This is a genomic window from Acidovorax sp. LjRoot66 (assembly GCF_964253305.1).
Taxonomy (GTDB): Bacteria; Pseudomonadota; Gammaproteobacteria; order Burkholderiales; family Burkholderiaceae_C; genus Acidovorax.
In genome coordinates, this window is sequence record NZ_CAXUQU020000001.1 from 1,278,842 (window position 1) to 1,296,355 (window position 17,514).

Annotated in this window: 11 protein-coding genes; all 11 read left to right on the forward strand. The window is 54.4% G+C overall.

What is annotated here, in order from left to right:
* Positions 1 to 4: 4 nt before the first annotated feature.
* The 11 genes from ACSQ3Y_RS05980 to ACSQ3Y_RS06030 all read left to right on the forward strand — a co-directional run bounded on the left by ACSQ3Y_RS05980 (position 5) and on the right by ACSQ3Y_RS06030 (position 17,392).
* Positions 5 to 1,447: a hypothetical protein gene (locus ACSQ3Y_RS05980; RefSeq protein WP_436176727.1), complete on the forward strand. Its 1,443-nt coding sequence runs from the start codon at positions 5 to 7 to the stop codon at positions 1,445 to 1,447.
* A 14-nt stretch (positions 1,448 to 1,461) separates the two neighbouring features.
* The gene (wecB, locus tag ACSQ3Y_RS05985; protein ID WP_436176728.1) at positions 1,462 to 2,607 is read left to right on the forward strand and encodes a non-hydrolyzing UDP-N-acetylglucosamine 2-epimerase; all 1,146 of its coding nucleotides are present in this window, start codon (positions 1,462 to 1,464) and stop codon (positions 2,605 to 2,607) included.
* A gap of 5 nt (positions 2,608 to 2,612) precedes the next feature.
* Positions 2,613 to 3,875, forward strand: coding sequence for a UDP-N-acetyl-D-mannosamine dehydrogenase (gene wecC / locus ACSQ3Y_RS05990; RefSeq protein ID WP_436176729.1), 1,263 nt, complete (start codon positions 2,613 to 2,615; stop codon positions 3,873 to 3,875).
* 93 nt (positions 3,876 to 3,968) lie between these two features.
* On the forward strand, positions 3,969 to 5,669 hold the full coding sequence (locus ACSQ3Y_RS05995; RefSeq protein ID WP_436176730.1) for a CgeB family protein: 1,701 nt from the start codon (positions 3,969 to 3,971) through the stop codon (positions 5,667 to 5,669).
* Positions 5,670 to 5,678: 9 nt separating this feature from the next.
* Positions 5,679 to 7,652: a glycosyltransferase gene (locus ACSQ3Y_RS06000; RefSeq protein WP_436176731.1), complete on the forward strand. Its 1,974-nt coding sequence runs from the start codon at positions 5,679 to 5,681 to the stop codon at positions 7,650 to 7,652.
* Positions 7,653 to 7,705: 53 nt separating this feature from the next.
* Positions 7,706 to 9,934, forward strand: coding sequence for a hypothetical protein (locus tag ACSQ3Y_RS06005; protein ID WP_436176732.1), 2,229 nt, complete (start codon positions 7,706 to 7,708; stop codon positions 9,932 to 9,934).
* Positions 9,935 to 10,063: 129 nt separating this feature from the next.
* Positions 10,064 to 11,386 (forward strand): glycosyltransferase, encoded by a 1,323-nt coding sequence (locus tag ACSQ3Y_RS06010; protein WP_436180092.1) that lies wholly within the window; start codon positions 10,064 to 10,066, stop codon positions 11,384 to 11,386.
* Positions 11,383 to 13,404 (forward strand): glycosyltransferase family protein, encoded by a 2,022-nt coding sequence (locus ACSQ3Y_RS06015; protein ID WP_436176733.1) that lies wholly within the window; start codon positions 11,383 to 11,385, stop codon positions 13,402 to 13,404. Before ACSQ3Y_RS06010 ends, ACSQ3Y_RS06015 begins: the two co-directional genes overlap by 4 nt.
* 189 nt (positions 13,405 to 13,593) lie before the next feature.
* Positions 13,594 to 15,270 carry a radical SAM protein gene (locus tag ACSQ3Y_RS06020; protein WP_436176734.1) on the forward strand — a complete coding sequence of 559 codons (1,677 nt, stop codon included), beginning with the start codon at positions 13,594 to 13,596 and terminating at the stop codon, positions 15,268 to 15,270.
* A complete protein-coding gene (locus tag ACSQ3Y_RS06025) occupies positions 15,257 to 15,703 on the forward strand; it encodes an SPASM domain-containing protein (RefSeq protein ID WP_436176735.1) in 447 nt (148 codons plus the stop codon). The genes ACSQ3Y_RS06020 and ACSQ3Y_RS06025 overlap by 14 nt, the downstream gene beginning before the upstream one ends.
* 21 nt (positions 15,704 to 15,724) lie before the next feature.
* Positions 15,725 to 17,392: a glycosyltransferase gene (locus tag ACSQ3Y_RS06030; protein WP_436176736.1), complete on the forward strand. Its 1,668-nt coding sequence runs from the start codon at positions 15,725 to 15,727 to the stop codon at positions 17,390 to 17,392.
* The last annotated feature ends 122 nt before the right edge of the window (positions 17,393 to 17,514 follow it).

Consider the following 17,514-nt stretch of genomic DNA (forward strand, 5'->3'; position numbering starts at 1 on the left):
GTTAATGCTCCACAACTTGCACCTGTGGTTCGTTCGCCTTTTTGGCGACACGAACGAGGAACGGAACAGTGGTGAGCCTGTGGTTCAAGCCATGGGCGCAGATACCTCAGCCGAGGCTCGGGGAATAGACAGCTATACCAGTCTGGGGCAGGTTTTCCCATATGACGAAAAACTCCTGGAGCGGTCTCGTGCCCAATGGCAGTTTGGTGATTGGGAAAGCTTGTCTGCGCTGAGCCGCGACACTCTGCAACACCACCCCGACCGTGCCAAACTCGCACTGCTGGTGGGGGCTGGATCGCTGCGGGCCGGCAAAGCTGTCGAGGCAAGGCAGTTTATTCGCCTTGCGCAAGACTGGGGGGTCAGCAAAAAACTTGCGAGCCAAGTTCTTGCTGCGGGTGTCCACAACACTTTGGGTCGTGCTGCCGCTATTTCTGGCGACCAACCCCGCGCCGTTGCACACTTTGCGTCGGCCATCGCCATGGAGACGCCTGGCGCAAATTCGCGCCTCTTGGCAGAGGCACGTATTGGGCAACAGCTGCCGCAGTTGGGATTGCCTGCCAGCAACGGGAGCGGGTTTGCTGGCAGGGCATCGATAACCGCTCCCACGGACTCGCGTCTCCCCACGAGCATCGACGTCTTAACTCGAACCCTGGAGCAGCAGACGCTGGAGTTCGACGCGCAACTTAAAAAGCAGGAGGATGAACTCATCCGTGTACGCAAGTTTCTCGATTCCAGCCTGAAAAGTGAAATTGCTAATGCCACCAAGCAAATTGAAGCTGTCGTGGGTCTGCAGAGTTACTTTGCCACTGGGGAACTGCCCAGTATCAATACGGAACGACATAGTTGGCCCATTAGTCCTGATTTTGCCATTTACTTGATTGAATTGATTGAAATCAACGACTACGACCTCATCATAGAATTTGGATCTGGCATATCCACAGTTGTAGTTGCAAAAACAATAGCCAAAATGATGCCGAAAAGAATGGGCAAATCCCCGGTTGAGCTTGTTTCGTTCGATCATCTGGATGTATTTTATCAAAAATCTTGCTCTCATATTGAGCAAGCTGGGTTGAAAGACATTGCCAAAATCGTTCTGGCTCCTCTGAAAGCTTGGGAGGCACCCAACGGTAGCACCTACTCCTATTACAGTTGCTTGCCTACTTTGCGAGCTTTGGCGCAAAAGTACCCCAAAGCGGGCCTTCGTATATTGGTCATCGTTGATGGCCCCCCTGCCGCTACTGGTAGGCATGCACGTTATCCGGCCGCACCGCTCGTTCTGGAGCACTTTGCCGGTGCTCATATAGATTTTCTATTGGATGATTACGTCCGGCAGGACGAAAAGGAAATTGCCCAACTGTGGCAAAAAGATATTGATAATGCTGGTCTTACGCAAATTACCACGCAACGCAGGCTGGAGAAAGATGCTTGCTTGATTTCGGTAAAATAACCTCAGGGTACTCAATGAAGGTTCTCACGGTATTCGGTACTCGCCCTGAGGCAATAAAAATGGCACCGGTGATCCAAGCGCTCGCATCTGACACCGCATTTGAGATCAAAGTTTGCGTCACAGCGCAGCACAGGCAAATGCTTGATCAAGTATTGGATATTTTTTCCATTAAACCAGACTTTGATCTCAATGTAATGAAGCCAGGTCAAGACCTGAGTGATATCACCAGCAATGTTTTGCTGGGCATGCGCGAGGTTTATAGGCAATGGACACCCGACATTATTTTAGTGCATGGCGATACCACCACTACCTTAGCTGCCAGCTTGTCTGCGTATTACGCCAAGGTCAAAGTGGGGCATGTGGAGGCTGGTCTGCGCACCCATAACAGGCACTCGCCTTGGCCTGAAGAGATGAACCGCCAACTGACCGGGGCTATCACCGAAATTCATTTTTCCCCCACCGAGAGAGCGCGCTCCAACTTGTTGCGCGAGGGAGTGGCCGAAGATGCCGTTCACGTGACAGGCAACACAGTAATTGATGCACTATTGGGCGTCGTCGAACGCGTACGAAATGACGCTGCGCTGAAACAGCGCTTCGAGGCGCAGTTCAGCTTCATTGATCCCACCAAACGCATGATTTTGGTGACCGGCCACCGTCGCGAGAACTTTGGCGGTGGTTTTGAAAATATCTGCCAAGCACTGGCGCAGTTGGCCCAGCGTGCCGACGTTCAAATCGTATACCCGGTGCACCTCAACCCGAACGTCCAAGAGCCTGTACGCCGCATTCTCGGCAACGTCCTGAATGTCAAGCTTATTGAGCCACAAGACTATCTGCCCTTTGTGTACCTGATGGACCAAAGCACATTGCTCATCACGGATTCCGGTGGTGTCCAGGAAGAGGCTCCTTCGCTTGGAAAGCCAGTGCTGGTGATGCGTGACACCACTGAGCGCCCTGAGGCTGTAGATGCAGGCACTGTCAAGCTTGTGGGCACAAGCCAAGCCATCATCGTGCGAGAAACTACTCGACTACTTGAAGATACAACGGAATACAACGCCATGGCCCGTGCACACAACCCTTACGGTGATGGAATGGCTTCCGGTCGAATAGCAGCCCTTCTCAAAAATGCTTCTCGCTATACAGAAACAAAGTTTAGGAACTAGAATTTATGTTCGACACTATTTCCATGATCGGCTTGGGGTACATCGGCCTCCCCACTGCGACACTTTTTGCATCGCGAAGAAAAAAAGTCATTGGCGTTGATATTAATCAACACACTGTGGACACCATAAATCAAGGAAAAATCCACATTGTTGAGCCCGAACTGGACATGCTGGTACAGGCGGCGGTTACTGCCGGCAACTTGCGTGCGACTACCAAACCTGAACCAGCGGAAGCCTTTCTGATCGCTGTGCCAACACCGTTCACGGACGGCCACAAGCCTGACCTTAGTTTTATCGAAGCTGCAGCGCAAGCCATAGCGCCAGTGCTTGCCAAAGGCAACCTGGTCATTCTGGAATCGACATCACCCGTAGGCACCACTGAAAAATTGGCGGAATGGTTGGCCCAGGCGCGACCTGATTTGTCGTTCCCGCAGCAGGCTGCCGAGGCAGCCGACATTCAAATTGCGTATTGCCCAGAGCGCGTGCTACCCGGCAGGGTTGTGCATGAGCTTGTGTCCAACGACCGTGTCATCGGGGGCATGACACGCACCGCTACCTATATGGCAGCAGCCCTTTACAAAATTTTTGTAGCAGGCGACCTCGTAGCCACGAATGCCCGCACTGCAGAAATGTGCAAATTAACCGAGAACAGCTTTCGCGACGTAAATATCGCTTTTGCCAACGAGCTCTCGATGATTTGCGACAAGCTCAGCATCAACGTGTGGGAGCTGATCGCGCTGGCCAACCGCCACCCGCGCGTCAACATCCTGCAGCCCGGTGCCGGCGTCGGCGGACACTGTATCGCGGTAGACCCCTGGTTTATTGTGGACACCACTCCTGACGAAGCCCGCATTATCAGGACCGCCCGCGAGGTGAACGACCACAAGCCCGAATGGGTGCTGCATAAAGTCAAGGCTGCGATTGTGGATGTGCTGGCCAAGAAACCTGGCAGCACCATGGCAGACATCAAGGTGGCTTGTTTGGGGCTTGCCTTCAAGCCAGACATTGACGACCTGCGCGAAAGCCCTGCGCTAGAAATCACCCAGCACATCGTCCAGCTAGGCTGCAAAGTAATGGCAGTCGAGCCAAATATCAAGGCGCTACCGGGAAAAATGACCAGCAGCAATCTCGGGCTGACGGTGTTGGAGGATGCGCTTGGCAATGCGGATGTGGTGTGCGTGCTCGTCAAACACAAACCGTTTATCGAAGCTGTGGAAGGCGTTCGTCGCCACAGCCAGGTCATCGATGCAGCTGGCCTTTTTGCCTAAACGGGCGCGCAGTCTATTACATCAAGCGAACAAGTTTTTTCATACAAAAAATGGCTGGCAATTCTTAGTATTGCTGCTCCTGCAAGGGAATAAATGAGTGAATTCTTAGTTCTTAGAGCGCACCAAGCCTTCCGTAACAAAGACTACGCGCAGGCGCTCCAGCTTTACCGGCAAGCCGGCGATTTCCTAGGTTCAAATCTGTTTGAAGCCAATCTGCGGTTGTGCCAAACCCGCTTTCACAGTGTTCAAGCCGACAAGGCTGCGCAAGAATTTCGCCAAAGTGAGTTTTCCGATACCGACAAGCGCATCAAGTATGCGGATCGTTTCCGGGTTGCCCTCATTGCCGACGAGTTCACGACCAACAGCTTTGCTGACGAATTTGTTACTATTCCTATCGAACCCAGCGACTGGCGGACGTGTTTTGAGGAGTTCCAGCCAGAAATATTCTTCTGTGAGTCGGCCTGGAGCGGCGCGGACATCAAGCGCCGACCGTGGAAGGGGAAAATTTACGCTAGTAAAAATTTTTCCAAGGAAAACCGGACTGTCCTCCTGGAGATTTTGATGCACTGTAGGAAGAATGGGATTCCGACAGTTTTCTGGAACAAAGAAGATCCCACGCACTTCACGGATCGCGTCCACGACTTTGTGAAGACCGCAAAGGAATTCGACTTCGTATTCACTACAGCGGCGGAATGTGTGGACGGCTATCAGCGCGATAACGGTGTTTCGCGCGCATTTGCTCTGCCATTCGCCACCAACCCGCGCCTTTTCAACCCCGTGGAGAGCGGCCTACGATCCTCGCGCGTTGTATTCGCGGGCAGTTGGTATGCCAACCACGTTCAGCGCAGCATGGACATGGAGCATATCCTTGATGCTATCCGCGCTGATGGCTACCAATTGGATATTTATGACCGCTATCACGGCGATCCCGACCCGTTGCACATCTGGCCAGAGCGTTACCACCCTTTCCTCCATCCCTCGCAGCCGCACGAGTGCATGCCAAGCGTCTACAAGTCCAGTCGTTTTGGTGTGAACTTCAACACCGTTACCGATTCACCTACCATGTTCGCGCGTCGCGTGTTTGAGCTGATGTCGAGCAACACCTTGGTGCTCTCCAACTATTCGCGAGGCACAGAGGAGATGTTCGGTGACCTCATCGTTTATCCAGACAAGCAGCCCGACCGCTTGCGCTCGCTCAGCGATGCAGACATTGATGCACTCCGGGACCGCGCTCTGCACAAGGTACTCGGCGAGCACACTTACCGGCATCGATGGCTCCAAGTACTGCGGAACATCGGCATCCCACACGCGGCGCGCGAATTCACCATTACAGCCACCTGCTTGGTCAACCAATTGGCTGACGCGATGGGGGCTATTGCTTGGTTCCAACAATATGGTCAGAACCAGCCGGGCGCTCATCTTCTGCTGGTTGCTAGCGCGCACATGCCCGACCTTGAGGTTGCGGAACTATATCGCCAGTTTAATCGCCACGGCATTAGCGTCACCTCCAGCAGCCACGCCAGCCGCTACGCCATGCTTGACCGCTACCAGCCGGTCGAAACCAGCCATTTCTTGGCATTCAACCCCAGCAATCCGCCGCCAGCCGACTGGTTGGCGCGTGCCGGGTTGCACTTGCAATACGCCACCGCACAACCGCTAACACCAGCCTCCGAAGCCACTCGACGTTACAGCACTGGACTCGCGGAGACCGATGCCCCATTGCTTGATCTGCGGGGCCGCTTTGGACAGTGGCTACAACAGCCTGAGCGGCACCGCGACGCCTATTTTGTTTGAATCGCCGTCATGAAGATCTCCGTCATCATTCCAAGCTTCAATGCAGCAGACAAACTCGGTCGATGCCTGGCTTCCTTACGAGCCATCGAACTGGACACTACGGAGTATGAAGTGCTCTTCGTGGACGACTGCTCCACCGATGGCACCTATGCGCTAATCCAACGTGCGTGTGCTGAACACACCAATTGGCGCGCGCTGCGGTTAGAGCGAAATAGCGGCTCGCCATCAAGACCACGCAACTACGGCATCGAGACAGCCCAGGGAGATTACCTTTATTTCCTGGATTGTGACGATGAAATTCTCCCTGGCGCCTTGAAAAATCTTGTGCACCGCGCTTGCACTACGGACGCCTGCGTTGTGCGTTCGGAGTTGTGGGTTGATAATGGCCATGAGCGCCAACGGATGAACGAAATACCCGAATGGACCGATACGTTAACGCAGACCCGGCGTCGCGAATTAATCATCACGCGCACCAGTACTGTCGTTAATAGCTTTGTGAAGCGCAGTTTGCTGGTGCTTCACAATATTCGTTGGAAAAATCATCTTCGCATGGGCGAGGATTCATTATTCTTGGCTGAGGTGCTGGCCAAATCTCAGCGTATCGAGTTCCTCCCAGAACCAACGTATGTGTATTATAAACTCCCTTCGTTGACGCCTTCTAGCACTCAACGCTACGGCCGGCGTGAACTGCAAGACCATCTCCATGTCTGGACTAACGTGCAGCGCTTGCTACAGCCTTTCGGAATTGATTATCTCAAGGGGCGGCTTCCGGTCGGTCTACGCGTGGCACTTGATTCACTGATCTTCCGTAACCGTGGTGATGTGGAAGATGTTGACTTCAGGGAATTCCATGACTTCATAACGTCGCACTGGGACCTGATCAGCCGCTTTAACTATACCTGGCGCTTGAAAGAGCTTCTGCAAGTGGTAAACGCAGGCGATTGGGCTCGTTTTCGTGCACTTTGTCGCCCAAGATTGCTGATCGCAGGCCATGACCTGAAGTTCATCCGCGATGCCGCACTTACTCTGGAAGCGCATTTCGATATTCGTTTTGATGAGTGGCGTGGCCATCAACTGCACGACGAAAAGCAGAGCGAAGCACTCTTGAATTGGGCTGAATGCATTTGGTGTGAGTGGCTTCTCGGGAATGCTGAATGGTACTCTTTGCGTAAACGACCAGAGCAGCAATTGGTAATACGTATGCACCGAATGGAACTAGGCCGAAAACATGGGGAAAAACTGGAAATACGCAATGTAAATGCTGTGATTGCTGTTTCCCCATTGTTCTTTGAACGTCTATTGGAAAGATATTCAAATATTCCGCGTAGCAAAGCCAGGATGATTCCAAATTATGTTTCCGTAGATGACTATATTTCGGATTGGCATCCCGACCGGATGTTCACGCTAGGCATTATCGGTATTCTGCCTCTACGTAAGGGGTATCTGCGGGCGTTGGAGGTCTTGAAAAAATTGCACACTGAAGATTGCCGTTTTAGGCTCGAAGTTTTTGGATATCGCCCTGAGGATATTAGTTGGATTGCTGAAAATCTGGAAGAAATGGCCTATTTCAAAAAGTGTGAAAAATTTATTGAGATGTATGGACTTCAAGATTTAGTGCATTTTAATGGTCATGTTGACGTAAAGCAAGCTTTGGCAGGGCGTCGCGTCGGCTATGTATTGTCCGTTAGCGATTCCGATTTTGGGTTCCCGGGTTTTGAAAGTTTTCATTTGGCGGTGGCAGATGCTTTTGCCTCACTAAGTGTATCTCTCGTAATTCGATGGCCCGGTGCTGAATATCTGTGGCCGTCTCAATTTCTTGTAAGCAATGTGTCGGAAATTGTTGAGCGCATCCTTCATTTTTCGAAGAACGCTGAGGAGTTTCACAAGGCAGCAAGGGATGGACGCGAGGCGATTAAGTTGAGGTATCCATTAATGAAATTCACTCAATCCGTGATTGATGTTTATCGCGAGCTCCTGAGCTAGGTGCATTGTTAAGTGAGAGAAATTTGTTTTTGTCGTATATTGGAACTATCGTCATGTCTATATTTGTCGCAAGACATTCCTTGAACATCGAGAGAGTAAGTCTTAATAATGATATTGGAGTTTGCTCCGAATACTTACCTCGGCGCCCTAGCGAACATCAGTATTTCAAAATTGGAAATTCCGAAGTGTTGTTTTTCTATTTTAATGCAGCGCTAGACAGGAGGTTTTTTGCAGATAACGACAAAATAATATTTTGTCACGGATACGGTGATAAAACTCTGGAAAATAGAGTGCAAAATAATTTTGCGCAAAGTAAATCATTCGATTTAATAAATTTCCCAGAAGCATTTTGTGCACTAAAGGTGCATCGGCAGGGCTTGCAGTTTGTAGGTTCAGCTGTCGGCGCGGATCCCATTTTTTACTATCGTGACGATGAGCAAATTATTGTTACAAACAGGCACAATCCTTTGGGTCCTTGGGCAAATCGTTTATCGCTCAATAGAGAATCATTGGCTTGGATGGTAGGCCGGGGACATATAGGAGGTTTTGAAACGTATTGGGAAAAAATCAAAAAAACTCGCCCCGGTAGTTTGTATGAATATGATGGTCGAAGGCTTAGTGAAATTGATGTAAATTATTCAAATCTTTTTTCTCCCATCAATGATTTTGAGATAAATCATCACGTGGACGCGCTTAAAAAGAATTTTTGCAATATTATTGACGGAAGTGATGCCAAATGCAGATTTTGGCTAAGTGGAGGAAAAGACAGTCGCGCAATAGCGGGGCTGTTATCAGGCGCTGATCGTTTTTCTGATATTACTTTCCATACGCATGGTGAAAAATTTTCACCTGATGTAATGGCCGCTACTCTGGTCGCACACGAGCTCGGAGTATTGGATAAGCATTCTGTTGCTCGCAGCTCTTTGACTGAGGTTGGCGTGGATTTTCCGAGGGCGATTGCGAAAGATTTATTGTCGGACTGCTCTGGAGGATCTTTTGCGGATTTTAGATCAATACCGGATTCGGATTTGCTAATAATTGGAGGGCATGAGAGTGGTTATAAAGTCCCTCCCAACAAAATGAATTTAAATGAATATTTAGATTCGAGAAAATATTGGCCTGACAATCAAAATATACTTGAAAAAGATATTTATGAAAATATATATCGAAAATTTCGTGGCGACCTGGCGAAACTGCTGGTGAATGCTCCCGAGGATCGGTACCCGCAACTTGAGTCTTTAGTGTACGTTATTGGAACTCGTGTAACTGGGGCGCATTCCAATACACATGTGTCGAGGAGTGAAATCCATCCATTTCTGGATGGAAGAATGGTTCGGTTATTATTTGGCGTCTCTTCGGAAGCACTTGATAGCCAAGTCATTCATTATTTAATGATGCGTCAATCATCTTTCCAGATAGAGAGTTTGCCCTTCGCGTCAGATGCATGGCCAAAGGGAACCCTTGATTTTGCAGCAAAAATAGGTCATCCTTTTAGATCGCAACCCCAGCGCCCTTATGTATTTAGGGATTATTTCCCATCTCAAAAAGTGTTTGGTGGATACTCTTGGAGGTTGGATCTCATAATTCGGACAAAAAAATTCACGATGGATTATGTTCGGCAAAATACATTTTTTGATTTTATCGATATTTCGCAACTGGAGATTCTATTTGCCAAGAATGATGCTGCATTGCGAATATCTGATATATATTTTCGTCTTGCCTTGCTCAAAGCGTGTATGGTCCATTACTTCAACGAGCGAGGGCTGCTCTTTCAATTTTCGAATGAAAACTCAATTGCGGAGCTGGTTTCCAATTTAATAGAAAAAAGGCCTCAAGCTAATTCGCACAAAGCTGCCGGATCGGTGTATGAGGATAAAATAATTCAGTACGAAGAGGCGATTGCTCATGTGGCAGAGCGTGATCGTCTTATGGATACGAGGCAGCAAGCTGCAATTGATTATCGCATTGCAAAAAAATTGACAGAAATAATTATAGATGATCGCAAAAAATTGACAGACGAGTTATTTTTGCTTGGATTTTATGCGATAGAAAAAACCGGGCTTGAGATATTAAATGCCAAGGGTAGAGTGAGTGTGGAATTTTATTTCATCAATACTTCAAATAGAGATGGCACTTTTCTAATTGGAGTAAAAAATCAACCAGAAAGTAAGCCGGTGCAAAAATTTTCTTGGTCGGAATCAGGTAATTTTTGGTATCAATATATAAATAAAAATGATAATGAAATTGTCCATTTTGATGTAGATTTGTGTGATGGGGGGTAATATTCTTGGCTCCTTGGTATTGCCCTGGTGAAATATATTTGGCAAATTTATTGATAAAACACTATTAAGAAATTCTATGATTTATGCGTGGCACTTGGTATTCGCCGGATTTGTAAAATGATCGACTTGATGCAGTGGCTCGAACGGCCAATATCTACTCGGCTTAGGGCCCATTCCGGGTGCCGCTTGTGGGGGCGCGTTCTGTATATAGTAAGTCATTCATTTCCATTCTCTTCCAACGGCTACGCGGTGCGCACACATGGCGTGGCGACAGGTCTGGTGCGCGCTGGGTGCCAGGTGGTCGCTGCTTCGCGCCCGGGAGTGCCGTGGGACCAGCCGGGACTTGCGGATTCACGCGTGGGCATAAGCCATGACATTGATGGAGTGCGGTATGTACATACACACACACCTAGTGAGCACGCCTTCGAGCTACAGGAGTATTTGTCCCGCTCGGCAGACGCATTTTGCGAATTGGTCCGAGTGTTCAAGCCAGCAGTAATTATGGCGGCATCCAACTGGCGAAATGCCTTGCCAGCGGCGATTGCGGCGCGTGAAATGGGCGTTCCGTTTTTCTACGAGGTGCGGGGTTTTTGGGAAGTGTCACAAGCGGCCCGTGATCCTGGTTGGGGGCAATCGCCTGACTTTTTAATGGAGGTGGCGAGAGAAACGCAGGTAGCAAAAGCATCGCAGCGTGTTTTTACACTCAATCGATTTATGCGCGATGAACTCGTGCGGCGCGGGGTAGCCACCGAGCGAATTGATCTGGTGCCCAATGGTTTTGCGGGGTGTGCGCCGGTACCAGCGGTATCGGTTTCGCGGGTGGATCTTGGTATCTCTTCGCCGCGGGTGGTGGGCTATGTCGGTTCGTTCAGTGTTTATGAGGGGATAGAGGAGCTGATCGAGGCGCTGGCCTTGACGCGGCAGCGTGGGATAGATGTAGCCTTGCTGCTGGTAGGCTCGGGCGAGCCGCGTGGATTTGGGGTGGGCGAGCCGGATGATTGTGCAGTCACGGCAAGCTATCGCCGGTTGGCGCAGACGCTGGGCGTCAGTGATTTTTTGCACATGCCGGGCCGGGTTGCGGCAGCGCAGGTATCTGCGTATTATTCACTGCTGGATGTCGTAGTGATTCCACGTCGGCCATTGGCGGTGAGTGAGTTGGTCTCGCCCATAAAGCCTTTGGAGGCGGCGGCGCATGGCAAACGGGTGTTGATGTCGGATGTGGCCCCTTTGGCTGATTTGGCTGGGTTGTGGTCCTATTTCAGTTACTTTGCCAAAGGCAGTGTGAATGACCTAGCGAATAAGCTCGTCGACCTATTGCAAACGCCGCAGCCACCATTGGCGCAATCCACCGCGCTGGATAGCTGTACTTGGGAGAAGCATGTGGCTCCCATGGTGGAAGGGATTCGTGCGTTTGGGGCCAGATTGCCACATTTGCGAAAGCAACTTCCATGACCCAAGAGTTGACAGGGATGGGGCCGTGGGGGCTGCGCAATGTACCCGTGAGATTGGCTTTCGCAGTGACCGAAGTGGGCCTCGATGCGGCGGCGGGTGACTATTTCAGCGCTCTGGAACTCGGAACAGCACTAGCAGCCCGTTTTGGTTGGCAAGTTGCCTATCTTCCCAAAGGGGAAGGTTGGTACGACCTAGCTGGCGTTGACCTGCTGGTTGTAATGGTCGACGAGTACGAGCTTCCTGCAATTCAGCGCGCGTCGTCGCATCTTGTGACCATCGCATGGGCGCGCAACTGGTTTGAACGCTGGTGCAGCCATGCATGGATCGCCGCTTATGACTTGCATCTGGCATCTTCACGCAAGGCGGTTGGCTACATGAGCGAATGCGTTGGCAAACGCGCGCTGTTGCTGCGCATTGCAACTGATGTGGGCCGCTTCAATCAAAAGCAGCGAGCAGACTTCTCAACGCTGGACTATGTATTCACAGGTAGCTATTGGCAAGCAAAACGCGATGTGGTGCAAGCCCTTGCTGGGCTGCCCTCAGGTTTTCGTGGAGCAATTTACGGCAAGCATTGGGAGCAGGTGCCTGAATTGCGCCATCTGCACAAAGGCTTTGTTCCGTATTGCCAAATTCACAAGGTCTATCAAAGTGCGAGCATCGTGGTCGATGATGCCAATCATGTGACCAAGGAATGGGCGGCGGCGAACAGCCGCGTATTCGACGCCTTGGCCGCTGGTTGCCTAGTAATTACGAATTCGAGGGCCGTTTCTGACGAAGTCTTTCAAGGCCGCCTGCCTGTGTACGACACCCCAGCGGACCTTGCGCAGCTGATAGAGCGGTATCTGACCCATCATGAAGAACGTAAGGGGCTGTCAAATGAATTGCACGCCATGGTGCGTGCCCGCCATACCTACGCACACCGAGCGATGGAGTTCGGGTGGAATCTGCACAAATTGAGCAAGAAAGGGTCTCAAATCGTAGAGGCAATCCACTGCGCTCCGTTGCCACAATTACCTGCCCCGGCAGCCGTGTCAGTCCAGAAAGGTACTCAACCTCCAACGGGATCTGCGCCTTTTCAAGGCAAGCCTCTGGTAAGTGTAGTGGTGCCTTTGTTCAATCATCTGCTACAAACGCAGGCGATGCTGCTGTCGCTCACCACCTCGTGGCCCGATGGCCTGGAGTACGAAATCATTCTGGCGAACGACGCCTCCACCGATGGAACCCGCGCCTGGCTGGCCACGTTGGAGGACCGCAGAATCCAAGTGATCTGCAACCCCCTCAACCAGGGCTTTGCCAGAACCTGCAACACGGGCGCCAAGGCAGCGCGGGGGGAACTGCTGTGCCTGCTGAACAATGACTTGGTGCTGCAACCTGGCTGGCTGGAGCCCATGCTGGAGATGCTGCTGGCCCCCGCACTGAAGGCTGGCATTGTGGGCAATGTGCAGCGGCGTGTAGACGATGGCGCACTGGACCACGTGGGCGTGCAGCTGACTGCTGCAGGGCAACTCGCGCACATGCGGGACCTGAACGATGGCGGGCCTGATTGTGGTATGGCCCCGCCAGTGCGCTCACTCGCGGTGACGGGGGCGTGCGTAGTGCTGCGGCGCGCTGATTTTTGGGCGTGCGGAGGATTTGACGAGCGCTACCGCAATGGGGCGGAGGACATTGACCTGTGCATGAAGCTGCGTGCGCGTGGCCAACGTGCCTATGTGGCGCGCAGCAGCTGCGTGGGCCATCATGTGAGCCTGAGCCGGGGGCCGGCATCGCTGAACGATGAGCGCAACAGCCGGTTGCTGTTCCACCGCTGGCGTGCAGAGTTCAAGCGAGAGCTCGCCGACGTGTGGCGGGCGCTGCTTGAACACAACGGCCCCTACCCCGAGCCACCGACCTCGCTGGTCGACAGGGATTTGCTGGAGACTCCCCATCTGGCGTCGATGCGGATTGCGGAGGCGCTGCTTGTGCGGCAAGAGCTGCGCTGGGCCGCGCTGCTGGGCCCTTTGGAGGCAGAGCATGACTGACCCGGCCCGCGCAGGCAGGCTGTGCAGGCCCTTGCCGCGTGCTTCGTCTTCTTCCGTTCTGCACAACAGTGGCAATACAGTTCCACCCTTTTTCCTGTACACCCCAAAAATACTTTAGAGCTCCGCCGGTCCATATCGATGCATTCACCCACTCTCAGTACATCACCCCAGCCTCTCGACCTGCCCCTGGTGTCGGTGGTGGTGGTGTGCACCCACGCTACGGATAACGCCTGCACGGCGTCGGTTGGCAGTGTGCTGTTACAAAGCTATCCGCATATCGAATTGATTTTGGCGCACCTGGCGGTAGGCGGTGAAGCGAGCGCGCCCATGCCGGTCGATGACCCGCGGGTGCGATGGATGGCCCAGCCGGGCCGTAGTGTGGTCGGCACGATGAATGCGGCTGTGCGCAGCGCACGTGGCACCTTCGTGGCGGTTGTGCAGGCAGGTGATGTGTACCGGGCCGATGCCATTCACGATGCGATGCAGACCCTGCTCCGCACGCCAGATTTGCTGGCAGTGTGCGGCACAGAGGCGGCATGCTGGGATGGCTTGCTCGACGAAGCTGTGGGTGGCCCGCAAGGCGCCGGTTTGTCCGCCTTGTTGTTTCGGCGTACTTTGCTGCTGCTGCTGGGCCCATTGGATGAAGGGCTGGCCAGTGCTTACGGGCTCGACTTGGCGCTGCGCATGTTGAAGGCGGTGCCTGACAGGGTGGGTTACGTGCGACCGTTGTTGTCGCAACCGCCGCAGCAAGCGGGGGGGCTGTTGCAAGGCGGGCATGCGTTGCAGGCCTGGTTGGCCGAGTGCACACAAGTGCTGGCACGACACCCGGGCATGGCGGCGGCGCAATGGGTGCGGGGCTATGCGCGCCTGCTGCTGGCTCAGCCGTCGCTGTTGCCTGCGGGCGAAAACCTGCTGCAGCACCTGATGGCCTTGATCGATGCGGGCCAGGCTTGGCTTGGCCCAGCCGATCAAGAGGCGATGCGAACCTGGGTGGACGGGCACGAGGAGATTGCCAGGGCGTCCACTCGCACGCCCAAGGCCAACTACGACCTGGCCCTGCAGGAGTTCAGGAACGGTGTCACCAAGGTGCAGAGCACGCCGCATTTGCTGACGCTGGAGACGACCTCGCGCTGCAACCTGCGCTGCGTGATGTGCCCGCACGCCATTGGAGCCGTGACACGGCCCAAGCACCTGGAGGAGAGCCTGGTGGAAGAACTCGGCCGCTTTGTGCAGCAGGCTACGAGCATCCAGCTGCACGGCATTGGCGAGCCGCTGAACAGCCCGGCTTTCTGGTCTACGCTGCAGCACTTGCCGGACCAGGCGGTGTGCGAGTCGTCGATCAACACGAACCTCACGGTGCTGGATGACAAGCGCCTGCAGCGGCTGCTGGATTCGAACCTGCGGATCATCAATGTCTCGCTGGACGCAGCCACGGCGGGAACGTACTGGCGAATTCGCGGATTCGACTTCGACACGGTGTTGGGCAACCTGCGGCGCCTGGTTGCCGCGCGCAATGAACGTGGCGCGCGGTTTCCGCTGGTGTACCTGAACATGACGCTGATGCGCACCAACATCGAAGAAGTGCCAGCCCTGGTGCAGCTGGCGCATGACATGGGCGTGGACGTGGTGTGCTTGTGGCACCTGAACCGGTGGTCGGACGCAGAAATGGCCCGCTACGTGGTGCAACGCGATGACTGGGTGTTCGATTACAAGGCCGAGGGGCTGTGGAATTTTCCCGAGCTGTCCAATGATTACCTGCGCCAGGCACAGGCGCTGGGCAAGAAGCTGGGCGTACAGCTTTACCTGGACCACAACAAGTCCGTGTTTTTCGATGAGCCTCAGGAGCAGCTGCATGGAAACGGTTAAGGATTGCCACCACCCCTGGACCTGGATGATGGTGACTGCCGATGGCGCGGTGACGCCGTGCTGCTTTGCGTCGGGCCGGTTGGGCAATCTGAACGAGGCGAGTGCCGATGCCATATGGAACGGCGTGTTGGCGATGGAGTTGCGCGCTTTCATCAAGGCCGACCGGGTGCACGATATCTGCAGGAGCGCACCGTGCAAGTATGTGCAGAACATGCCTGGAGAGCCTGCAGCACTGCAGCGCACACCTGAGCAGGAACGCGAGTTCGACGGGAAATGGTATCTATCGAAGTACCCCGATGTGGCCGAGGCGGTGGCGCAGGGCACCGTAGAGTCGGCCTGGGCGCACTACCGCAGCTTTGGGCGTGTGGAGGCGCGTGAGGCGCGCTGCAGGAACCCGGTGTTTCCCATACCGGTGGTGGCGGTGCAAGGTTGATGGATCGGAGCGGGGTTGCCCATGGCCATTGATCTGGCGGCATTGATCCTCACGCTGCGCCAGGATCTGGCCGTGACAAAAGACTTTGGCGCACCGTTGCGGCGCCGGCAGTACATGGCATGGCTCTTGACCGCAGGGTTGAAGGAGTATCGCGCGCTGGCGGAATACGGGCCTTTTCAGGCCGGGCTCGACGCAAGCCTGCAAGCGCTGTGGGGCCTGCCGGAGCTCCCGGATGGTGACGGCTGTGCGCCATGGGGGCTGCAATCTTGCATCCTGCTAGCGCGCCCCGATGTGCAGGAGGCTTTTGACCTGCCGCGTGACTCGGATGCCTTCGAGGCCTGGTTCTGGGCGCATGCCGTAGGCGAGCATGGCCTTTGGCCGTTCCTGACCAAAGCCCAGAAGCGAAGGGCACTGGGCACAGAGGGCCCTTGGCAGACAGCATTGCACCAGCATGCGGTGAATGACCTGATGGCAGAGCCGGTGCCGGCGGTGCAGCAGCGCCCATGGGGCGTCAACCTGATCGGTTACGCGCACGGTCAGTTGGGCATTGGTGAAGATGTGCGCATGGCCGCACGTGCCCTGCTGGCTGACGGGGTGCCGATGTGCATGGTGGACTTTGCGCCAGGCAAGGATATTCCACAAAACGACCACAGCATGGCGGCGCATGTGGTGGATGGTGTGGGGCCCTATGCGGTGAATGTGTTCTGCCTGACGGCGGGTGAGCATGGGCGCTTCTTTGCCGAGCGGGGCATGGCCCAACTGGAGGGGCGCTACAACATTGGCTACTGGCCTTGGGAACTGGGCGAGTGGCCAGCGCCGTGGGCGCAGCTGGTGCAACTGGTGGACGAGGTGTGGGTGTCGACCCGGCACACGCGCGATGCGGTGGCGCCAGCGTGCCAAGCAGTGCCCACGCCCGTGCCGGTGCATGTGATGCCGATGGCGGTGGAGCTGGGGTCCGTGGCAGGCGGCAGCTGCGCGCAGGTGCGCAAGCGCTGGGGTTTGCCGCCGCAGGCGCGGTTGATGGTGTTCACGTTCGACCTGAATTCATCTATCCACCGCAAGAACCCGCAGGCGGCAGTGGATGCATTTCTGCGCGCGTTCCCAGCGCAGGAGTGGTCGCGCGATCAGGTAGGTCTGGTGATCAAGGTGCACCCGCCGAAGCGCAGGCACCCGGCGTGGGAGCGGTTGAAACAGCTGGCCACCCAGGATGAGCGGCTGCACATCATCGAACAGACGTTGCCGAGACCAGAGCTGCTGGCGTTGTACCGCGCATGCGATGTGTTCGTGTCGCTGCACCGGGCGGAAGGCTTTGGCCGGGGCATTGCCGAGGCCTTGCAACTGGGGCTGCATGTGATCACCACCGGCTACAGCGGCAATGTGGATTTCTGCAGCCTGCCTGAGTTCGAGGGCATGGTGGATCTGGTCAGGCACCGGCTGGTGACGGTGAAGCCAGGGCAGTACCCGTTTGGGGATGGGCAGGTATGGGCAAATGCAGACCTGGCCCATGCGGCATCGTGCATGCAGGCGTTTGTACAGCAATGTCCACCGGGGCGGGGCCGTGGCCGCCCGCACAAGACCCCCGATACTGGGTGGGATGTGTTCAGCGCGAAAGAGGTGGGCCATCGATATGCGGCACACCTTGCACATATCCATGAACGGCTCCGCGGCGTTGCATCGGCACTTGCCTGAGGCGTCTAAGCGCGGATCTGTGCCGCGCAAATAGCCAATAGCCTCGCGTCGGGGTTGAGCATTCCTGGCCTGCTGGAGCCTGATGCTGAACCTTTGACAGAATCACCCCATGCCAGTCACTG

Excerpts from the sequence above, each read along its gene's own strand:
- ACSQ3Y_RS06015 (WP_436176733.1), top strand. The coding sequence starts at position 11,383 with ATGACCCAAGAGTTGACAGGGATGGGGCCGTGGGGGCTGCGCAATGTA.
- ACSQ3Y_RS06010 (WP_436180092.1), top strand. The coding sequence starts at position 10,064 with ATGCAGTGGCTCGAACGGCCAATATCTACTCGGCTTAGGGCCCATTCC.
- wecB (WP_436176728.1), top strand. The coding sequence starts at position 1,462 with ATGAAGGTTCTCACGGTATTCGGTACTCGCCCTGAGGCAATAAAAATG.
- wecC (WP_436176729.1), top strand. The coding sequence starts at position 2,613 with ATGTTCGACACTATTTCCATGATCGGCTTGGGGTACATCGGCCTCCCC.
- ACSQ3Y_RS06000 (WP_436176731.1), top strand. The coding sequence starts at position 5,679 with ATGAAGATCTCCGTCATCATTCCAAGCTTCAATGCAGCAGACAAACTC.
- ACSQ3Y_RS05995 (WP_436176730.1), top strand. The coding sequence starts at position 3,969 with ATGAGTGAATTCTTAGTTCTTAGAGCGCACCAAGCCTTCCGTAACAAA.
- ACSQ3Y_RS06030 (WP_436176736.1), top strand. The coding sequence starts at position 15,725 with ATGGCCATTGATCTGGCGGCATTGATCCTCACGCTGCGCCAGGATCTG.
- ACSQ3Y_RS05980 (WP_436176727.1), top strand. The coding sequence starts at position 5 with ATGCTCCACAACTTGCACCTGTGGTTCGTTCGCCTTTTTGGCGACACG.
- ACSQ3Y_RS06025 (WP_436176735.1), top strand. The coding sequence starts at position 15,257 with ATGGAAACGGTTAAGGATTGCCACCACCCCTGGACCTGGATGATGGTG.
- ACSQ3Y_RS06005 (WP_436176732.1), top strand. The coding sequence starts at position 7,706 with ATGTCTATATTTGTCGCAAGACATTCCTTGAACATCGAGAGAGTAAGT.